This is a genomic window from Falsirhodobacter sp. alg1, assembly GCF_000739715.2.
Classification (GTDB): domain Bacteria; phylum Pseudomonadota; class Alphaproteobacteria; order Rhodobacterales; family Rhodobacteraceae; genus Falsirhodobacter.
Window position 1 is genome coordinate 148971 of the sequence record NZ_BBJC02000001.1, and the last position, 16694, is coordinate 165664.

15 protein-coding genes are annotated in these 16694 nt (G+C 59.2%); 8 read left to right on the forward strand and 7 right to left on the reverse strand.

What is annotated here, in order from left to right:
- Nucleotides 1-4 precede the first annotated feature (4 nt).
- The gene (locus TR36_RS00735; RefSeq protein WP_370553314.1) at nt 5-1444 is read right to left on the reverse strand and encodes an AMP nucleosidase; all 1440 of its coding nucleotides are present in this window, start codon (nt 1442-1444) and stop codon (nt 5-7) included.
- 311 nt (nt 1445-1755) lie between these two features.
- Between TR36_RS00735 and TR36_RS00740 the strand changes: the two genes are divergently transcribed.
- Nucleotides 1756-2613, forward strand: a complete 858-nt coding sequence (locus TR36_RS00740; protein ID WP_045388497.1) for an SDR family oxidoreductase — start codon at nt 1756-1758, stop codon at nt 2611-2613.
- Here the strand turns inward: TR36_RS00740 and treZ are convergent, their stop codons facing one another.
- Together treZ and TR36_RS00750 are read right to left on the reverse strand one after the other, a co-directional pair.
- The gene (gene treZ / locus TR36_RS00745; RefSeq protein ID WP_062762092.1) at nt 2614-4305 is read right to left on the reverse strand and encodes a malto-oligosyltrehalose trehalohydrolase; all 1692 of its coding nucleotides are present in this window, start codon (nt 4303-4305) and stop codon (nt 2614-2616) included.
- Between the two features lie 20 nt (nt 4306-4325).
- The gene (locus tag TR36_RS00750) at nt 4326-5123 is read right to left on the reverse strand and encodes an SDR family oxidoreductase (RefSeq protein WP_062762095.1); all 798 of its coding nucleotides are present in this window, start codon (nt 5121-5123) and stop codon (nt 4326-4328) included.
- Between the two features lie 137 nt (nt 5124-5260).
- Between TR36_RS00750 and otsB the strand changes: the two genes are divergently transcribed.
- From otsB to TR36_RS00780, 6 genes are all read left to right on the forward strand, one after another.
- Nucleotides 5261-6013 (forward strand): trehalose-phosphatase, encoded by a 753-nt coding sequence (gene otsB / locus TR36_RS00755; protein ID WP_045388488.1) that lies wholly within the window; start codon nt 5261-5263, stop codon nt 6011-6013.
- Complete coding sequence (gene otsA / locus TR36_RS00760; RefSeq protein ID WP_045388485.1) at nt 6001-7416, forward strand: alpha,alpha-trehalose-phosphate synthase (UDP-forming); 1416 nt, start codon at nt 6001-6003, stop codon at nt 7414-7416. Before otsB ends, otsA begins: the two co-directional genes overlap by 13 nt.
- 21 nt (nt 7417-7437) lie before the next feature.
- On the forward strand, nt 7438-7872 hold the full coding sequence (aroQ, locus tag TR36_RS00765; RefSeq protein ID WP_045388482.1) for a type II 3-dehydroquinate dehydratase: 435 nt from the start codon (nt 7438-7440) through the stop codon (nt 7870-7872).
- 124 nt (nt 7873-7996) lie between these two features.
- Complete coding sequence (locus TR36_RS00770) at nt 7997-8557, forward strand: TetR/AcrR family transcriptional regulator (protein ID WP_052362493.1); 561 nt, start codon at nt 7997-7999, stop codon at nt 8555-8557.
- A 48-nt stretch (nt 8558-8605) separates the two neighbouring features.
- Complete coding sequence (locus TR36_RS00775; RefSeq protein WP_062762097.1) at nt 8606-9745, forward strand: efflux RND transporter periplasmic adaptor subunit; 1140 nt, start codon at nt 8606-8608, stop codon at nt 9743-9745.
- Nucleotides 9746-9754: 9 nt separating this feature from the next.
- The gene (locus TR36_RS00780; protein ID WP_045388476.1) at nt 9755-12883 is read left to right on the forward strand and encodes an efflux RND transporter permease subunit; all 3129 of its coding nucleotides are present in this window, start codon (nt 9755-9757) and stop codon (nt 12881-12883) included.
- Between the two features lie 47 nt (nt 12884-12930).
- Here TR36_RS00780 and ahcY read toward each other — a convergent pair whose 3' ends face one another.
- On the reverse strand, nt 12931-14319 hold the full coding sequence (gene ahcY, locus TR36_RS00785; protein ID WP_045388474.1) for an adenosylhomocysteinase: 1389 nt from the start codon (nt 14317-14319) through the stop codon (nt 12931-12933).
- A 61-nt stretch (nt 14320-14380) separates the two neighbouring features.
- Nucleotides 14381-14791 carry a hypothetical protein gene (locus tag TR36_RS00790; protein ID WP_045388471.1) on the reverse strand — a complete coding sequence of 137 codons (411 nt, stop codon included), beginning with the start codon at nt 14789-14791 and terminating at the stop codon, nt 14381-14383.
- Between the two features lie 231 nt (nt 14792-15022).
- Between TR36_RS00790 and TR36_RS00795 the strand changes: the two genes are divergently transcribed.
- Complete coding sequence (locus TR36_RS00795) at nt 15023-15610, forward strand: HD domain-containing protein (protein WP_045388468.1); 588 nt, start codon at nt 15023-15025, stop codon at nt 15608-15610.
- Here the strand turns inward: TR36_RS00795 and TR36_RS00800 are convergent.
- The gene (locus TR36_RS00800; protein WP_062762100.1) at nt 15602-15910 is read right to left on the reverse strand and encodes an H-NS family nucleoid-associated regulatory protein; all 309 of its coding nucleotides are present in this window, start codon (nt 15908-15910) and stop codon (nt 15602-15604) included. The genes TR36_RS00795 and TR36_RS00800 overlap by 9 nt on opposite strands.
- Nucleotides 15911-16020: 110 nt before the next feature.
- Nucleotides 16021-16575: an ActR/PrrA/RegA family redox response regulator transcription factor gene (locus TR36_RS00805; RefSeq protein WP_045388463.1), complete on the reverse strand. Its 555-nt coding sequence runs from the start codon at nt 16573-16575 to the stop codon at nt 16021-16023.
- Between the last annotated feature and the right edge of the window lie 119 nt (nt 16576-16694).

The following is a 16694-nucleotide window of genomic DNA, read 5'->3' on the forward strand; positions in this document are numbered from 1 at the left end:
CCGCCTAAAGAAAGGCGGTTTCGTCGAAACTGCGCAGCTTTCTGCTGTGCATACGCTCGATCGGGATGGCGCGCAGGCGCTCCATTGCCCTGATTCCGATCAAAAGGTGCCTTGCGACCTGCGTTCGGTAAAAATCGCTGGCCATTCCGGGCAGCTTCAATTCACCGTGTAGAGGCTTGTCGGAAACACACAGAAGGGTGCCGTATGGGACGCGGAACCGGAATCCGTTCGCGGCGATCGTCGCGCTTTCCATATCCAGCGCGATGGCCCGCGACAGGGACAGACGGTGCACCGGGCCGGATTGGTCGCGCAGCTCCCAGTTGCGGTTGTCGATAGTGGCGACGGTACCGGTACGCATGATGCGTTTCAGCTCGTACCCTTCCAGCTTGGTTACCTCCTCGACCGCCTCTTCCAGTGCCACCTGGATTTCGGCCAACGCGGGAATCGGCACCCAGGCCGGCAGATCGGCGTCCAGCACATGGTCTTCGCGCAGGTAGGCGTGGGCCAGCACGAAATCACCCAGGTTCTGGCTGTTCCGCAAACCCGCGCAATGGCCGACCATCAGCCATGCGTGGGGCCGGAGCACGGCGATATGGTCCGTGGCCGTCTTGGCGTTGGAAGGTCCGACACCGATATTGACCAGCGTGATCCCCTGACCGTTCGGACGCTTCAGGTGATAGGCTGGCATTTGCGGCAGGCGCGGAAGGGGCGTGATCACTCCGTCCGCCGTCGTGATTTCCTGCTGCCCGGGCGCAACGAACGATGTGTAGCCACTTTCGGGATCAGCAAGCATCTTGCGGGCGTAATCCTCGAATTCATCGATATAGAACTGGTAGTTGGTAAACAGCACATGGTTCTGGAAGTGATCCGGGTCCGTGGCGGTGTAATGGGTCAGACGTGCCAATGAATAATCGATCCGCTGTGCGGTGAACGGACCCAGCGGTGCCGCGCCATCCGGCATCACGCGTGAACCGTTCACGATATCATCGCTGGTGGTGACCAGATCCGGCACGTCGAACAGATCGCGCAGCGCAAAGGTCAGCGCCCCCTCCTGGGGCACCACGGGATCGGCCGTACCGGCAAGGGCGAAGTGCAACGGCATCGGTGTGCTTGATGGGCCGATCCATACGGGAACGCCGTGGTTCTGGATCAACAATTCGATCTGCTGCAGAAGATAATGACCCAATAGTTCCGGACGCGTGATCGTGGCGACATAGGTTCCCGGTTCGGCTACATACCCAAAGCTCAGCCGGCTATCGACACGGGTGTAGCTGGTCGTCGTCATCCGTATTTCAGGATAATAGGCGCGCATGCGGGACGCAGGGCGTTTGCCGGCAACGGCGTCGGCAAATGCCTTGGCCAGAAAGCCTGTGGCGTCGCTATACAGCTCCTTCAGGCGGGCCACGGCCGCCTCTGCGTTCATGAACGCTTCTGGCGCGGGCATATTCGGGGTTTCGATCTTGTCTGTCATGGCACCAGTCCTGCTTTTTCCACAGGATAGGCCAGAATACGGCAAACACAAGAAACCTGCTGAAGGCTGTAGCCGCCCGCAGGAGAGGGAAAAAGTATCCTGCGGGCGGGCTTGGACATGGGCAAGGCCATTCGACGATGGGGACGCGTGCGGCCGTGCGTGTCGAAGGGGAAACTATGCCGCACCAGATAGGTTCCCGAAAAATGCGATCACCGCTGCGTGAACGGAACCGGACGTGCTATAATAACATTGTCGCACAGATATCGAGCAAAGGGTGATCCGCCATGACCTCTTATCCTAAACCGCCGTTTCCCAGCCAGCCTCAGAACGTTCCGGGCGATTCCCGGCAGATGCAACCCGTGCCGGATTGCGGCGAGGAAAGCTATGTCGGCAGCAATCGCTTGAAAGGGCGCATTGCCCTGATAACCGGCGGTGACAGCGGTATCGGCCGGGCTGTTGCGATCGCCTATGCCCGTGAAGGGGCCGATGTCGCCATCTGCTATCTGTCCGAAACCCATGAGGCGCGGGATACGGTGCGCCTGATCGAGGCCGAGGGGCGTCGCGCACTTGCCATAGAGGCCAATATTGGAACACCCACCCACTGCCGCAGCGTCGTCCAGCGTGTGGTGGATCATTTCGGCTGGCTCGATATCCTCGTCAATAACGCGGCCCACCAGATATCCGCGCCCGATATCCTGAATGTGCGTGATTCCGATTGGGATCTGACATTCTGCGTGAACATTCACGCACCGTTCTGGCTGACCAAGGCAGCCCTGCCTCATATGAAGCCCGGATCTGCCATCATCAACACCGCCTCCATCAACGCGGGTCATCCCAATCCGTCGTTGCTGGCCTATGCCACGACCAAGGGCGCAGTACAGAATTTCACGGTCGGTCTGGCGCAGATGCTGGCCCCGCGTGGTGTGCGTGTGAATTGCGTGGCCCCCAGCACGATCTGGACCCCGCTGATCCCCTCCACCATGAGCGATGAGGAGGTTACCGGCTTTGGCGGGGATACGCCCATGGGCCGTCCCGGTCAGCCTGCCGAGCTTGCCAGTGCCTATGTCATGCTGGCCGACCCTGCCTCCAGCTACACCACCGGCGCCACGATTGCAGTGACCGGTGGCGTGCCGATGATGTGATCAGGTATCGATCCAGCAGGCGATGCGATGGGCACCGTATTCCAGCCGCATATCGCCGCCTGCCGGAATGTCGGCGTTCGAGGCGAAATCGACAGCGATCCGCAATCTTCCCCCGCCGAACGTCCATTCCGCCATCAGCGCCTGCGTGCCCAGTCTCTGGACATCCGGGGTGCCCACTCCCCCGCTTTTCATCAGGGGAACGATATAATCATGGCGGAAGGACAAAAGCCGATAGGTCTGATCCCGCCACATTTCGGCATCGGCGGCCTCGGGCGCATACGGGCGGCTGCGCTCATAGGTTTCGGGAGAGGTCGGGTCGGGAAACTCGGTTACACCCGGAAATTCGGCATAGCGTCCCTTGCGGACAGCCTCGGCCAGATCCCCTTCGAAATCCACGAAGAACTGGAACGGTGCGGTTTCACCCGCCTCCTCCCCCATGAACAGCATCGGCACAAAGGGACCCAGTAGCAGCAGGGCATGGGCAATCCTGACCGCGTCCGGATCAGCCAAGGCCAATAGCCGTTCGCCCTTGGCACGATTGCCGATCTGATCGTGGTTCTGGTTGAAATTGACGAATACCGGCCATGGCAGACCAAGCGAGCTTTCACCACGAAAGCTTTTCTGCGGCGGTCGTGGCTGACCCTGTTCCACATAACCGCACTTCAATGACAGCATAAGATCCTCAAACGGAGCCATTCCGAATGAAGCATAATAGCTGTGGCTTTCCCCCGTCAGCATCACGTGAATGCAATGGTGGTAATCGTCATTCCATTCGCCATCATACAGCCCCGCAGCCGGATCATGCAGGCGCGTGATGTTGCGGTTATCTTCTGTCGTCAGATGGATGGGGCGTTCAAAACCGGCCCCACGCAGCGTCGTTGCCAGCTCGACCAGAAAATCGCTATCTTCGGTTTCACGGATCTGGTCCACGGCGTCAAAGCGGAATCCGTCCAGATTGTATTCCCGCAGCCAATGCAGCGCACTTTCGATGAAAAAGGCCCGGACGGGTGCCTGATCAAAGGCAATGGCAGGCCCCCATGGTGTCTTTATCTCGGGATGGAAGAAACTTGGGGTTACATGACCCAGCCATGCGCCATCGGGGCCGAAATGATTGTGTACGGTATCAAGAATGACGCTGAGCCCGAGCGCATGGGCTGCATCCACAAAGGCGCGGAACGCTTCGGGCGGTCCATAGGCAGGATGCGGCGCCCAAGGCAGAACGCCATCATACCCCCACCCGCGATTGCCCGCGAACTGCCCGACGGGCATCACCTCGATCATGGTGATCCCCATCTCTGCAAGGGCGGGCAGGCGGTGGATTGCACTGAAGAATGTGCCTTCGGGCGTAAACAGCCCCACGTGCAGCTCGAATATAACCGCCTCTTCCCATGGGCGGCCTGTCCACGGGGCAAAATCATGGTGTGGCGCAATCAGGATAGATGGATCATGAACACCCCCCGACTGCGCGCGCGATGCGGGGTCGGGTATGGCCGTGCCATCCACGACCAGCATATAGGTTTCTCCGGCGGATGCGGGGCCTTCGCCGCGGTGCCATCCCTCGGGATCCTTTGACAGGGGAATATCACGCCCTTCGACCCTTGCGCTGACCTGCTGCGCCTCGGGGGACCACAGGGCGAAGCTCCAATGGCCGGACGCGGCCGGTTCGGCACCCCATTGATATCGGCGTGTCATCATCTGCACCCTTTGCGCAATTAGCCGTTGATCGGAATGCCCCCGTTCGGGTGCAGTACCTGTCCAGTCATGTAGCTTGAATCGTCGCAGGCAAGGAAAAGATAGGCCGGAGCCACTTCATTCGGTTGGCCGGGGCGCTTCATGGGAACATCGCGGCCAAAATTTTCAACAGACTCGGGCGACATCGTCTCCCTGATCAGCGGGGTCCAGATGGGGCCGGGGGCCACGCCGTTCACCCGCACCCCCTTAGCGGCCTGATTGGCAGCCAAGGCGCGCAGAAATCCCAGCTCCGCCCCTTTGGTCGCAGAATAATCGATCAGGACAGGATGGCCGCGATAGGCATTGACCGAAGTGGTGCAGACGATCGCGCTGCCTTTTTCCATAACCTCCAGTGCGGCCTGTGCCAGCCAGATGTACCCATAGACGTTCGTCTCAAAGATCGTCTTGATCCAGTCGGCAGAAATCCTGGTCGGGTCCTCTTCGGTTTTCTGGATGCCGGCATTGCAAACCAGCACATCCAGCCCACCGAAATGATCGACCGTCTTGCGGATGGCATCCTGACAGGCCTTCTGGTCCGAAGCATCCAGATGCAGAAGCAGCGCATCGGCCCCTTCGCTCCGGACGGCAGCCAGAACCTCTTCGCCTTCGTCCTTGCTGCTGTGATAGGTCACGACCACCTTTGCACCTTCATGCGCATAAAGCTGGGCTACCGCCCGGCCGATCCCGGACGAGGATCCGGAGATAAAGCAGACCTTGTCCTTCAGGCGGTTCGATCCCTGAAAACNGGGGGTGAAGTCGGCGGGGGCGTCACGTTCCATAATCATATCCTTATCTGGATTGCTGTCGATCAAGCGCATGGCAGCACAGGATGGTTCCCGGTGAAATTTTGTCCACTCAGCACTGAAACCATCTGCGGGGTCGGGGCGTTGGTCATTCACCTAACCGTGAATGAACCATGCCTGAAAATCCGCTCTCTCCGCTTTTGAACGCCCCTGACGATTATGCCCTGTTCCTGGATATCGACGGTTGTCTGATTGATCTGGCCGATACCCCCGACGGAATTACGATACCCGAGGGCCTGCCCGCACTGCTGGCCCACCTGTCGAAACGTCTGGGCGGCGCCCTCGCCCTTGTGACAGGGCGGGAGGGAACATGGGTTGATCGCACCTTTGCTCCCCAAAAATTCCCGCTTGCTGCACTGCACGGCTTTCAGATGCGGCAGGCGGATGGCACCTTCGGCACGGCCCCCGTACCTGACGGACTGGATCACGCCCGCGCGCATCTGGCCTCCTTTGCCGGCCAACAGGGCGTGACGCTGGAGGACAAGGGGACGGCAATCGCCCTCCATTACCGTAATGCCCCCGAACGGCAGCAAGAGGTAGAGACGACAATGCGCGATCTCGCCTCCAACCTAGGGCCGGCGTGGGAATTGCAGTTCGGCAAAATGGTGGTGGAAATGCGGCCTGCGGGCGCGACCAAAGGCGCGGCCGTTCGCAGCTTCATGGAATCGGCACCTTTTGCGGGCCGCAAACCGGTAACTATCGGCGATGATATCACGGATGAGACGATGTTTCCCGTTGCGAACGAGATGGGTGGCATTTCCATCCGCATCGCACCGCCCGATCAACCGACCGCAGCACAGGCTCATTTGCCGGATACCGCCACACTTCGTAACAGCTTGAAGAGGGTTGCCCAATGGGACGTCTGATCGTTGTCTCAAACCGCGTTCCGGTCCCTGACAAGGATGGAAAACTTCCGGCGGGCGGTCTTGCAGTCGCCGTCCATGCCGCATTGAAGGACAAGGGCGGACTTTGGTTCGGCTGGTCCGGCAAGGCCGTGGAGGACGAGGATCCGGGCGCGGTCGAACATCGGGAGCATGGCCCGATCACCTATGCCCTGACCGATCTTTCGACGCGGGATGTGGACGAATATTACAGCGGTTTCGCTAATCGGGTGCTGTGGCCGCTTTTTCACTGCCGGATCGATCTTGCCGAATATTCACGTCGGGACAAGGATGGCTATTTCCGGGTGAACCGGATGTTCGCCGATCGGCTGATGCCATTGATCGAACCGGACGATGTGATCTGGATTCATGATTACCACCTGATCCCGCTGGCCGAGGAACTGCGCCGCCGTGGCATGAAGAACCGCATCGGGTTTTTCCTGCATATTCCATGGCCCCCCGCAGATATCCTGTTTGCCATGCCGATCTATGACCAGATCCTGCGGTGTCTGGCCTCATATGACCTGATCGGCTTCCAGACCGATCATGACATGGATAATTTCATTTCCTGCCTGATCCGCGAAGGGGTCGGAAAGCGCGTCAGGGATCCCGCCCAGCTGGAACAGGATCCGACAGAAGCCCGCGTCACCGCCTATGGGCGCGAATTCAGCACCCGTACCTTCGGTATCGGTATCGAAACCCAGGAATTTGCCGATATGGCGGCCCGCGCCAACACGTCCGAGCCGGTGCGAGAGATGGAGCGATCCCTTGCGGGGCGCGACCTGGTCATCGGCGTGGACCGGCTGGACTATTCCAAGGGCATTCCCGAACGGATCACCGCCTTCGAGCGATTTCTGGATCTGAACCCGGACCGGAGCGGCACTGTCACCCTTTTGCAGATTGCGCCCTCTTCCCGTTCCGAAGTGCCTGAATACCGCGATATGCAGACGACGGTAGAGGCATTGGCTGGCCATGTGAACGGAACCATGGGCAGGATCGACTGGACACCGATCCGCTACGTGAACCAATCGATCCCGCGTGAATCGCTGGCCGGTCTATATCGTGCGGCGCGGGTCGGGCTTGTTACACCCTTGCGTGATGGCATGAACCTTGTGGCCAAGGAATATGTGGCCGCACAGGATCCGGATGATCCCGGCGTTCTGGTTCTTTCACGCTTTGCCGGGGCTGCGCGCGAACTGCAGGGCGCGGTTCTGTGCAATCCGCATGACAGCGAGCAGACCGCGCGCGCCATTGCCTGGGCGCTGGAGATGACGCTGGACGAGCGGCGGGCGCGGTGGCGGGTGATGATGGACTATCTGCTGGAAAATAATATCGAAACGTGGTGCAAATCCTATCTGGCAGCACTGGATGCCACAAAGACCAAATAAGGCGGCCCATAGGATAATGATATGACGGTATTCGTTCTGAACGGCCCGAACCTGAATTTGCTGGGTCAGCGCCAGCCGGAAATTTACGGCCGGGAAACGCTGGCGGATGTGGAGACACTCTGCCGTGAAACCGCCAGCGGATTAGGGCTGGCCGTTCGGTGCGAACAATCGAACCACGAAGGGCAGCTGGTGGACTGGATCCACGAGGCACGCCACACGGGGCAGGGGATCGTCATCAACGCCGGTGCCTATACCCATACATCGGTTGCGATCCTTGATGCGTTGAACGCCTTTGACGGGCCGGTCATCGAAATCCATATTTCCAATGTGCACCGGCGGGAGGCGTTTCGTCATCATTCCTACATCAGCGGACGGGCCGACGGGGTGATTGTCGGCTGCGGGGTACAGGGCTATGCCCTTGGCCTGCAGCGCGTTGCCACTTTGCTGCGCAGCTAGGGCGCGCCATTTGACGCACCCCGCCTTTTCGGAACGATTGGGCGGAAATAACCTTGACGCTTGGGGATGCGGATCATATCCGAACGATTGACTGGAAATTTTCCGCCGATCCGAGGGATATGCTGTGGGGCGCAAACGTACGATCGACCGCAATCAAACCATGAACGCCATCGAAGCGGTGGTGCGTGAGCATGGCGTTGCAGGGTTAAGCATTGATGCCGTTGCCCGGGAAGCAGGTATCAGCAAATCAAGCGTCGTTTACGATTTCGAGAACAAGAGCGCGCTTCTGGCAGCCTTCATCGGCCAGAAAATGACCGAGAAGCGGGCCAAGATCGATACCGCGGCACTGGATTACAAGGATGATCCTGATGCATTCCTGCATGCGCTTCTGGATGTCTTTGGTGGGTGTCGTTCGGACGAGGATATGGCCTGCGCCATGTCCATCAGCGCCAGCGTTGCCAGCGATGACCGTTGCCGCGCCCTCATGAATGCCCGGTTCGCCGAGGATATGGACCTTGTGATGAACCAGACAGCGGACCCGCGTCGGGCACGTCTGGTCTGGGCCACACTGCATGGGCTCGCCTCGCTTGAATATTTCGGTCTTTTCACCTTTCCGGAAACGGAACGGAACCAATTGCTGCAGGATATACGAACGCTTCTGACAAGTGATCTGCCAACGAAGTGACGACCTGATCCCGAACCTCTCCTCCCCTCTCAGGTAACAGGCCCAACCATGAAATTATTCCGAATTCTCCGCATGGCCGCGCTGGCTTTTGTTCCCGCAGCGGCGATGGCCCAACAGGGCGGGGGTATGCCCCCGACGCCCGTATCCTTTATTGAAATGACCCCCGAACCCTTGCCGGTGGTCAATACGCTGCCGGGCCGTGTTGCGGCCACGCGTGTGGCCGAGGTTCGCCCCCGTGTGGGCGGTATCGTGTTGGAGCGCGTGTTCGAGCAGGGCAGCAAGGTGCAGGCAGGGGATATTCTCTACCGCCTTGATCCCGCGCAATACAGCGTTCAGGTGGCCAGTGCTCAAGGAACGCTTGCCCGCGCGCGCGCGTCCCAAAGCAATGCCAAAAGCGAGGCCGACCGCCAGCAAGAGCTGCGCCAGCGTCGCGCGACATCCGAACAGGCCCTGGATTCCGCCATTCTGGCCCTGGCACAAGCCAATGCCGATGTGACGATTGCCGAGGCCCAGTTGCAAGACGCGCAGCTGAACCTTGATTACACCGAGGTGCGCGCCCCCATCAGCGGCACGATCGGCCGCGCCACGATCACCGAGGGGGCCTTGGTGTCGGCGCAGACCGACGTGATGGCCACGATCAATCAGCTTGATCCCATCTATGTCGATTTCACCCAATCCACGTCCGAAGTGCTTAACCTGCGCAGGGCAATGGACGCGGGGCAGCTTGCGGCCACCGCCTCGGGTCAGGCGTCCGTTTCCCTGGTCTATGATGACGGCAGTGATTACGACCATTCCGGCCGGCTGCTGTTTTCGGATGCAACCGTAGATGAAACAACAGGGCAGATCACGCTTCGCGCAGAGTTTCCGAACCCCGACGGCTTTCTGCTTCCCGGTCTGTATGTGCGTGTGCGCATCGAACAGGCCACACGCAACGATGCGCTGGCCGTTCCGCAGATGGCAATCCAGCGTGCCGGGAACGGCGAGACGAGTGTTTTCGTGATTGGTGAGGGCAATACCGTTACCCCGCGCAAAGTCACCTTGGGCGAGACGATCGGAAACCGCTGGCTCGTGACCGATGGCCTGCAACCGGGAGAGCGCGTCGTGGTGGAAGGTGCGCAGAAATTGCGGCCTGATGCACAGGTCGTTCCCGAACCCTATGAACCCGCCACCGCCCCTTCGGCCAACTAAGGACCGCGCATGGCACAGTTTTTCATTCTTCGTCCGGTTCTGGCGTGGGTCATTTCGATCTTCATCGTCATCGCCGGCCTTCTGTCGCTGGTACAACTGCCAATTGCCCAATATCCGCAGGTTGCCCCGCCGCAGATTTCGATCAGCGCGGTCTATACCGGCGCCTCACCCGAAGAGATGTATCAATCCGTTGCCCAACCTATCGAGGAAGAGCTGAACGGCGTTGATGGCATCCTGTACTTCGAATCGACCTCCGATGCCTCGGGCGCGATATCGATCACGGCAACCTTTGCTGCTGGAACCGATATCGGTCAGGCGCAGGTGGATGTTCAGAACTCCGTCTCACGCGTGGAACCTGTCTTGCCGCAATCCGTGGTGGATCAGGGCGTGACCGTGGATGAGGCAAGTTCCGGCTTTCTGATGGTGGTTGCCATCACCTCCAATGACGGGTCCATGGATAGCACCGGCCTTGGTGATTACATGACCAAGAACATTGCCAACGAGATCCGGCGCGTGCCGGGTGTCGGCACGGTTCAGGTCTTCGCCTCTGAAGAAGCGATGCGCGTCTGGCTCGATCCGGCCAAGCTGACGGGATACAACCTGTCCGCAGCCGAGGTTCTGGCTGCCATTCAGGCGCAGAACGCGCAGGTCGCCCCCGGCCGCGTCGGGGCCGATCCGAACCCCACCGGGCAGCAGTTGACCGCCACGGTGCTGGTCAAGGGCCAGCTCGGGTCCAGCGAGGAATTCGGCGATATCGTCCTTCGCGCCAATGCGGACGGCTCCAGCGTAAGGCTGCGGGACGTCGCCCGGACGGAAATCGGGGCCGACAGCTATAGCTTCACTTCCAAGTTGAACGGCCAGCCTGCGGCCGCCATGGGTGTCCAGCTGTCCTCGACCGGGAATGCGCTGGAAACATCCCAGACGATCCAGCAACGGATGGAGGAGCTGAAATCCTACTTCCCGGACAGCGTCGAATACCAGATTCCCTATGACACCACGCCGTTTGTCTCGGCCTCGATCGAGAAGGTGCTGCACACACTGCTGGAGGCGATGGTTCTCGTATTCATCGTGATGTTCCTGTTCCTTCAGAACATCCGTTATACGCTGATCCCGACTATCGTGGTTCCGATCGCCCTGATGGGCACATTGGGAATGATGCTGGTTCTGGGCCTGTCCATCAACGTGATGACGATGTTCGCCATGGTGCTGGCAATCGGCATTCTGGTGGATGATGCCATCGTGGTCATCGAGAACGTCGAACGGATCATGGCCCATGAAGGGCTGGGACCGAAAGAGGCAACGCAAAAGGCAATGGGCCAGATTACGGGCGCGATCATCGGGATCACGCTGGTTCTGTCGGCCGTGTTCATCCCGATGGCCTTCTTCCCCGGGTCAACGGGCATCATCTATCGCCAGTTCGCATTGACCATGGTGGTGTCGATCCTTTTCTCAGCCTTCCTTGCCCTGTCGCTGACACCTGCGCTTTGCGCCACCCTTTTGAAACCGATCAAGGGGCATCACGAAAAGACGGGCTTCTTCGGATGGTTCAACCGCCGGTTCGATGCGCTGACCAACCGTTATGCCCGGGGCGTGCGCGTTGTGTCGCGCAGGTCACTTGTAGCCATGGTCTTCTACGCGGGTATCGTAGGGCTGACAGGCTGGGGCTTCATCAGCCTGCCGACCTCGTTCCTGCCGAATGAGGATCAGGGCTTTGTCATCTCGGACGTGCAGACACCTCCGACGGCCAGTTCGCAGCGCACCGATGCCGCGCTGAAAACCGCAAGCGACTATTATCTGCAGAATGACGCCGTGGAAAACACGATCACCATTCGCGGATTCAGCTTTTCGGGTCAGGGTGCGAATGCGGGCCTGATGTTCACCACCTTCATCGATTGGGCCGACCGCAGCGAAAGCGCGCAGGAAATCGCGGATACTGCCAACATGGCGCTCTACGGCACCAAGGATGCGCAGATCTACTCGCTGTCTCCACCTCCGATCCCGGGGTTCGGGACAACGGGCGGCTTTTCGTTCCGGTTGGAGGATCGGGGCAGCCTCGGTCAGGACGCGCTACAGGCTGCGGCGGCCCAGCTTATGGCCGGGGCGGCCCAGAGCGGTAAGGTCGTGGCCGGACGGATCGAAGGACTGCCTGCGGCGGCCCAGGTCTATGTGACCATCGACCGGGAAAAGGCCGAAACCTTCGGCGTGGTCTTTTCCGACATCAACCAGACCATCACCACCAACCTCGGCTCGACCTATGTCAACGACTTCCCCAACGGTGGCCGCCTGCAGCGCGTGATCGTGCAGGCAGACGAAGGGTCGCGGATGCGGGCCGAGGATATTCTGGATCTGCGGGTACCTAATGCGAACGGCGGGCTGGTTCCATTCTCCTCCTTTGCCACCATCGACTGGGAAGTGGGGCCATCGCAGGTTGTGGGCTACAACGGATATCCGGCGGTGCGCATCGCCGGGCAGGCGCCTCCCGGCGTCTCCTCGGGGGATGCGATCGCGGTGATGGAACAGCTGGCATCCGAACTTCCCAGCGGCTTTGCCTATGAATGGACAGGCCAGACCGCTGAGGAAATCAGCTCGGGCAATACCTCGACGCTGCTGTTCGGCATGTCGATCCTGTTCGTATTCCTGCTGCTGGCGGGCCTTTATGAAAGCTGGTCCATTCCGCTGGCCGTGATGCTGGTGGTGCCGCTGGGGGTCATTGGCTGCGTAGCGGCCGTCATGTTGCGTGACATGCCCAACGACATCTACTTCAAGGTGGGGTTGATCGCGATCATCGGGCTATCGGCCAAGAACGCGATCCTGATCGTGGAGTTCGCCAAAGAACTGCGGGCCGAAGGTCAATCGCTCATCGAGGCGGCGGTAGAGGCGGCCAAGCTGCGGTTCCGACCCATCCTCATGACGTCGATGGCATTCACCCTTGGCGTCGTGCCGATGGCCATCGCAACCGGACCTTCGGCGGCCAGCCAGAATGCGCTTGGGACAGGTGTGATCGGCGGGATGATCACGGCCACAATTCTGGCGGTGTTCCTTGTTCCGGTATTCTTCGTGTTCGTCCTTGGGCTGGTGCTGAAAATCCGTGGCAAGGACCATGACCCGACCCATCCGCATCAGGATGTATCGGCATAAAAAAAGGCGCCCTCCGGGGCGCCTTTTTCAATATTGGGGCAGGGTAATCAGTAACGATAATGCTCTGCCTTGAACGGACCTTCGGGCGCGACCCCGATGTAATCCGCCTGCTCTTTGGACAACTTCGAAAGCTTCACCCCGATCTTTGCAAGGTGCAGACGTGCCACCTTCTCATCCAGCGCCTTCGGCAGGATGAAGACGCCCGGTGCGTAATCCTCACCTTTGGTCCACAGTTCGATCTGGGCCAGCGTCTGGTTGGTAAAGCTGGCCGACATCACGAACGACGGATGGCCGGTGGCATTACCAAGGTTCAGCAGACGGCCTTCGGACAGCAGGATGATCCGCGCGCCCGAGGGCATTTCGATCATATCCACTTGGTCCTTGATGTTGGTCCATTTGTGGTTTTTCAGCGCTGCAACCTGGATCTCGTTATCGAAGTGGCCGATATTGCCCACGATCGCCATGTCCTTCATCGCGCGCATGTGCTCGATCCGGATCACATCCTTGTTGCCCGTGGTGGTGATGAAGATATCGGCGCTATCGGCCACGTCTTCCAGTGTTACCACCTCAAAGCCGTCCATCGCAGCCTGCAACGCACAGATCGGGTCGACTTCGGTCACCTTCACACGGGCTCCTGCCCCCTGAAGGCTTGCAGCCGAGCCCTTGCCGACATCGCCATAGCCGCACACGACCGCAACCTTACCGGCCATCATAACGTCGGTGGCACGACGGATACCGTCAACCAGCGATTCCTTGCAGCCGTATTTGTTGTCGAACTTCGACTTCGTCACGCTGTCGTTCACATTGATCGCGGGGAAGGGCAGTTGCCCCTTTTTGTGCAGATCGTACAGACGGTGAACGCCTGTCGTCGTTTCCTCGGAAACGCCCTTCAAGGCAGCGCGTTGCTTGGTGAACCAACCGGGGGTTTCAGCCAGACGCTTCTTGATCTGCGCGAACAGGAACGTTTCTTCTTCGCTGGTCGGTACGTCCAGAAGGCCGGTTTCACCCGCTTCTACGCGTGCCCCCATAAGGATGTACATCGTGGCATCGCCACCATCGTCAAGAATGAGGTTTGCCCCCTCTTCAAACTGGAAAATCCGGTCAGTGTAGGACCAGTATTCTTCCAGCGTTTCCCCTTTGATGGCGAAAACGGGAACGCCTGCCTCGGCAATCGCTGCTGCCGCGTGATCCTGCGTGGAAAAGATGTTGCAGGACGCCCAACGCACCTCGGCCCCCAGAGCGGTGAGCGTCTCGATCAGAACACCTGTCTGGATGGTCATGTGAAGGCTGCCGGCAATCCGCGCGCCCTTCAGCGGTTTGGTTGTTCCGTACTCTTCCCGCAAGGCCATCAGGCCCGGCATTTCGGTTTCGGCGATTGTCAGCTCTTTCCGACCGAAACCGGCGAGGGCGATATCCTTGACAATAAAGTCAGACATAAGGTCGCTCCGTTAAATCATTTACAGAGCAGGCCTTATCATCGGGCTGTCAACAGGGCAATCAGCGGGTCAGGCCGACCTCGATCAAGCGCGCCTTTGCGCTGCTTTCCCCGGTCCAGCCCGTACCGGAACCGATCACGCAGGCAATGCCGTCCGGACGGGTATAGCTGACCGTCCAGGTCCCTTGCTGATCGGACGCCCAGACGTCGAATTTGCGACCGTCACTGCGCGAGGAGGAAAGAATAACCTCTTCGCCATATGCCTCACCTAGATCGGCGCCCAGCATTTCGGGATTGGCGCAATAGGGATCCGTGGGTAGCTGGTCGACCCCGGTGCGGGTAATACTGTCGTAATAGGCCAGATCGACCGGTTCGGCGCCCCTGTCCGCTGGCATCACCGCAGCTGCCGGCCACACTGTCAGGGTGGTCATCGCCCCGGCAAGGGCCATATGGCGGGTCATTTTCCAGAACATCACGTCTCTCCTTGTTACCGGATCAACGAGCGGACCTTGGGTTTGTTCCAGCGGCCAGTGCCAGCGCGCTTTGTAACCGCTACGCGAAACCACCGAAATCCGGTGGTTTGGATTGACATTGGACAGGGCCTCCAATTGAAATCACGTTTCATTCCCTACGATTGATGGCCCCATGCTCTTGCCGATTCCAGACTGTCACAAACCTGCCCGATACAGATGGCTGCTGCAGTCATGACCCGTGCATGGCAACGTATGCTCTCCGGGCGGCGACTGGATTTGCTGGATCCGACGCCGATGGATATCGAGATCTCGGACATTGCGCATGGGCTGTCGTTCGTTGCCCGCTGGAATGGCCAGACGAGTGGGGATTGGCCCTATTCCGTGGCCGAACATTCCCTGCTGGTAGAGGAAATTCTGGGGCGCATCGATCCACAGGCAGGCGTGCCCGCCCGTTTGGCTGCCTTGCTGCATGATGCCCCGGAATATGTGATCGGCGACATGATCAGCCCTGTAAAAGCAGCGATCGGCCCGGACTACACCGAGCTGGATGCGCGGCTGACAGCGGCAATCCACATACGTTTCGGTTTGCCGGCGCAATTGCCTGCCCCGTTGAAAAAGCGAATCAAACAGGCAGACAAACTTTCGGCACGTATGGAAGCCGTGCAGATTGCAGGTTTTACGGAAACCGAAGCGTCGCGATATTTCGGCAAAGCAGCCGAAGACATCACAAGAGGGCTGAGCCTGAAGCTCCGCCCTCCGATGGAAACACGTCAGGCATTTCTGGCGCGTTTTTCTGATCTGATCACAGCCTTAAACTGACATTTCGTCGCGTGTTTTACCTGCGGCGATCGCATCCGTGAACCAACGAGGCTTACGTCCGCGGCCGGACCAGGTTTCGTTGGGATCATCCGGATTGGCAAATTTCACCGTAGCAGGCGCCCGCTTGCGTGGCTGTGCCATTTCGCACAATTCCTGCAGAGAGAAACCGAGTTCACGGGCCTCTGCTTCGAGCTTCTGGGCCGCTTCACGCTTTTTACGATCCTCGTAATTGGCAATGGTACGATCCAATTCGTTTTTTAGATCTTTAAGTTCTTTTAGCGAGAGCTCATTCAAATCCATGTTGGTTAGCCTATAAACTTTTCTTCACGTCCGAATTATTCCTTTTGAAGAAAAATACAATCCCATACGCGGATTCACGCCCATTCTAACGATAACGTTATAATAAACGCTTATTTCGGGCTTCGTTTTGCCAATATTCGTTGAAGGGTCCGACGGTGCATATTTAGCCTCCGGGCCGTTTCGGAAACATTGCGATCGCACATTTCGTACACGCGCTGGATGTGCTCCCACCTGACACGGTCGGCCGACATGGGGTTATCCGGTGGATGCGGAAGGGATTCGCCGTTCGAGAGTAACGCGGTCGTGACCTCATTCGCATCGGCAGGCTTGGAAAGATAGTCCGTTGCCCCGATTTTGACCGCAGCAACGGCGGTTGCAATCGCCCCATAGCCGGTCAGAACAACAACGCGGCAATCCGGGCGGCGCTCTCGCAATAGTTCCACGACATCAAGACCGTTGCCATCCGCCAGACGCAAATCCACCACGGCATAGGCAGGGGCGTGTTCCAGAACCAGCGCCTTGCCTTCGGCCACGCTATCCGCGGTACGGGGCAGAAAACCGCGCTTTTCCATCGCCTTTGCAAGGCGCTTCACAAACGGCTCATCGTCGTCCACCAGCAGAAGCGTCCGGTCCTCTCCCAGATCCAGATGGATATCTTCGGGCATTCTCGGCTCTCCTCGGTGAAGTGTTTTCGTTAGACCGTTGCTGGCGCTACGTCAAATAATGCGCGCGTTGTACCTTGTCCCGCGCAAGATTACGCTGATCCCCAATTTAGGTTATCGTT